This window comes from Jatrophihabitans sp., from assembly GCF_035474675.1.
Classification (GTDB): Bacteria; Actinomycetota; Actinomycetes; order Mycobacteriales; family Jatrophihabitantaceae; genus Jatrophihabitans_A.
The window spans coordinates 1-3,046 of the sequence record NZ_DATINC010000091.1 but is presented as its reverse complement, the minus strand read 5'-3'; the positions used below and the strand labels follow the sequence as shown (position 1 = coordinate 3,046).

Below are 3,046 nucleotides of genomic sequence, written 5' to 3'. Positions count from 1 at the left end.
CCCTTCTTGTGTGCCATGGCTCTACTTCTTTCCGCTCTCGATGCCGGTGACCCTGACCTGCGACAGCTTCTGCCGGTGGCCGATGCGCTTGTGGTAGCCGGTCTTGTTCTTGAACTTGTGGATCCGGATCTTCGGGCCCTTGACCTGGCCGAGCACCTCGCCGGTGACCGATACCGCGGCCAGCGCCGTGGCGTCGGTGGTGACGTCCTCGCCGTCGACCAGCAGGATCGCCGGGAGCGCGACGCTGGCGCCGGGCTCGGCGTCCAGCTTCTCGACCGTCACGACGTCACCTACGGCGACCCGGTACTGCTTGCCGCCGGTCTTGACGATGGCGTACATCGCGAACTCACTCCTGTCGAACAGCGTCGAAGATCTTCGGGTATTTCTCGGGTGTCCAGCCTTGCTGGTGCACGCGGGTGGCCCGCGACGGCGGGCCGTTGCATTCCAGCCGACCCAGAACACCAGAACAGCCCACCTGGCGTGCGATGGGCCGTAGTACAGATTACGCCTACGGCCGCCTTCCAAGCAAAAGCGGGGGCTCCTGCCCGCTACCCCTCGCCGGCGCTGACCGGCACCGGCGGACCGGCCGGCCGGCTCGCCGCCCGGCGGCGACGGGGACGCACCGGCTGGGCGGCCCCGGACTGGCCGGACGCCGGCTGGGATGCGGGTGCGGCCGCCTCGCTGGTCGCCGGCCCGGCGGCCGGTTCGGCGGGGCCTGATGGCTCGGCGGCCGGTTCGGCCGGGCCTGATGGCTCGGCGGCAGCCCTCGACGGCTGGGCAGCCCTCGACGGCCTGGCAGCCTTCGACGGCTCGGCCGGGCTCGAGGACTGGGCCGGAGCCGACGGCTCGGCCGGGCCCGGCTCGGCCGCGGTGGCCTTCGATCCGGCGCGGCGCCGCTGACCGGTCCGCGACCTGGTGCCGCGTCCCGTCGTGCCCGATTCCGCGGTACCCGACTCGGCCGGGCTCGACTCCGCGGTGCTCGACGCCGCGCCGTCCGGCTGCCCGGTGCCCTGCTCCGCAGCACTCGGCCCCGCAGCGCTCGGTTCCTCGGCAGTGCGGACCCCGTCGGCCGGCTGGTCACCGGCCCGGGAGCCGGCCGCGTCGTGGTGGCCGGTCGCGTCGTGGTGGCCGGTCGCCGCCGCGATGGCAGCCACCGCGCTGGCCGCCGCCCGCCGCTTCTCGGCCTCGGCGGCGAGCTCGGCCGGATCCGGCTGCGCCGGTGCCTGCTGCTCGGCCTTGGCCTTGCGGCTGCGCCGGCTGCGGGCCGGCCGCTCCTCCTCTGCCGCGACCGATCCGCCGCCGGTCCCGTTGGACTTCTTGTCCACGCCGTCCAGGTGCACGATCAGGCCCCGGCCGTTGCACACCGAGCAGGGTTCGGAGAAGGCCTCCAGCAGCCCCTCGCCGACCCGCTTGCGGGTCATCTGCACCAGCCCGAGCGAGGTGACCTCGGCGACCTGGTGCTTGGTGCGGTCCCGGCCCAGGCACTCGGTCAGCCGGCGCAGCACCAGCTCCCGGTTGCTCTCCAGCACCATGTCGATGAAGTCGATCACCACGATGCCGCCGATGTCGCGCAACCGCAGCTGCCGGACGATCTCCTCGGCCGCCTCCAGGTTGTTGCGGGTGACGGTCTGCTCGAGGTTGCCGCCGGAGCCGGTGTACTTGCCGGTGTTGACGTCCACCACGGTCATCGCCTCGGTGCGGTCGATGACCAGCGAGCCGCCCGACGGCAGCCACACCTTGCGGTCCAGCGCCTTGGCCAGCTGCTCGTCCACCCGCAGGTCGCGGAACAGGTCGGACTCGGCGGTGTGCCGCGAGATCCGGTCGGCCAGGTCCGGGGCGATGTCGCGCACGTAGTCGGACAGGGTGCGGTGGATCTCCGCCCCAGACACCACCAGCTTGGCGAAGTCGTCGTTGAAGATGTCGCGCACCACCCGGATCGCCAGGTCCGGCTCGCCGTGCAGCAGCAGCGGGCCGTCGGAGGATCTCTTGGCCCGGTCGGCCTTGGCGCTGATCGACTCCCACTCCGACTTCAGCCGCTCGACGTCGTTGATCAGGTCCTGCTCGGAGGCACCCTCGGCGGCGGTCCGCACGATCACGCCGGCCTCGTCGGGCACCACCTTCTTCAGGATCGCCTTCAGCCGGCTGCGCTCGACGTCGGGAAGCTTGCGGCTGATGCCGGTCATGCCGCCACCGGGCACGTAGACCACGAACCGGCCGGGCAGCGAGATCTGGCTGGTGAGCCGGGCGCCCTTGTGGCCGATCGGGTCCTTGGTCACCTGCACCAGCACCAGGTCCCCGGCGCTCAGGGCGTTCTCGATCGAGCGGGACTTGCCGGCCAGGCCCGCCGAGTCCCAGTTGACCTCGCCGGCGTACAACACGCCGTTGCGGCCGCGGCCGATGTCGACGAAGGCGGCCTCCATCGACGGCAGGACGTTCTGCACCCGGCCCAGGTAGACGTTGCCGACCGCGCTGCTGGCGCTGGCCCGGGTCACGTAGTGCTCGACCAGGATGTCGTCCTCGAGGACGGCGATCTGGGTGCGGTCACCGGTCTGGCGCACCGCCATCACCCGGTCCACCGCCTCGCGGCGGGCCAGGAACTCGGCCTCGGTGAGGATCGGGGCCCGCCGGCGGCCGGTGTCGCGGTTGTCCCGGCGGCGCTGGCGCTTGGCCTCCAGCCGGGTCGAGCCCTTGACGCCGCGGACGCCGTCGTCGTCGGCCGCGCCACCCCGGCCCGACCGCGACTCCCGGACGTGCACCACGGTGTTCGGCGGGTCGTCCTCGGACGGTGCGGTGTCGGCGTTGTCCCCGCTGCTGGAGCGCCGCCGCCGGCGACGCCGCCGGGCGCTGGCCGACAGGGCCGCCTCGGCAACCTCGTCGGCGTGGTCGGACTCCTCTTCGTCCTCGTCGTCGCCCGAGTCGTCGGCGGTGTCGCGGGACTCGGCGTCGGCTTCGGCGGCCGCGGACCGGCCACGGCCCCGGCGGCCCCGGCGACGGCGGCGGCGGGTGCCCTCACCGGCGGCGTCCTCGGTGTCCTCGGCGTCCGGCT

At 73.3% G+C, this 3,046-nt stretch carries 2 protein-coding genes; both read right to left on the bottom strand.

Features of this window, described 5'->3' with window-relative positions:
• Nucleotides 1-21 precede the first annotated feature (21 nt).
• Nucleotides 22-339, bottom strand: coding sequence for a 50S ribosomal protein L21 (gene rplU / locus VLJ82_RS11150; protein ID WP_408663422.1), 318 nt, complete (start codon nt 337-339; stop codon nt 22-24).
• 209 nt (nt 340-548) lie between these two features.
• Nucleotides 549-3,046 (bottom strand): Rne/Rng family ribonuclease (locus VLJ82_RS11145; protein ID WP_408663421.1); only part of this gene is annotated, 2,498 nt, incomplete at its 5' end.